This is a genomic window from Pseudomonas sp. 10C3 (assembly GCF_036346185.1).
Taxonomy (GTDB): domain Bacteria; phylum Pseudomonadota; class Gammaproteobacteria; order Pseudomonadales; family Pseudomonadaceae; genus Aquipseudomonas.
This window is the reverse complement of record NZ_JASJVE010000070.1, coordinates 1-659: the sequence shown is the minus strand read 5'-3', so window position 1 is coordinate 659 and position 659 is coordinate 1. Positions and strand designations below refer to the sequence as shown.

Genomic DNA, 659 nt, shown 5'->3' with positions numbered 1-659 from the left:
CTGTAGAATTCGCCTCCCGCTAACGAGAGACGTGAAGTTGATCGAAGCGCAAGTGGTTGAAGTTGCAAAGGAAACTTTGAAACTTGTTAAAATAACCGCTTGACAGCAACAGGGGCTGCTGTAGAATGCGCGCCTCGGATGAGACGAAAGATCTCAACCACCCGCTCTTTAACAACTGAATCAAGCAATTCGTGTGGGTGCTTGTGTTGTAAGACTGAAGTCAACTGATTATCAGCATCACAAGTTACTCCGCGAGAAATCAAAGATGTAACCAACGATTGCTGAGCTAAGTTTAGGGTTTTGTCAAAACCCAAAGATGTTTGAACTGAAGAGTTTGATCATGGCTCAGATTGAACGCTGGCGGCAGGCCTAACACATGCAAGTCGAGCGGCAGCACGGGTACTTGTACCTGGTGGCGAGCGGCGGACGGGTGAGTAATACCTAGGAATCTGCCTGGTAGTGGGGGATAACGTTCGGAAACGGACGCTAATACCGCATACGTCCTACGGGAGAAAGCAGGGGACCTTCGGGCCTTGCGCTATCAGATGAGCCTAGGTCGGATTAGCTAGTTGGTGAGGTAATGGCTCACCAAGGCTACGATCCGTAACTGGTCTGAGAGGATGATCAGTCACACTGGAACTGAGACACGGTCCAGACTC

General features: G+C 49.9%; 1 rRNA gene. It reads left to right on the top strand.

Annotation, left to right across the window (positions count from 1 at the left end):
• Positions 1 to 322: 322 nt before the first annotated feature.
• Positions 323 to 659, top strand: a 16S ribosomal RNA gene (locus tag QN399_RS26140); the annotation flags it as partial.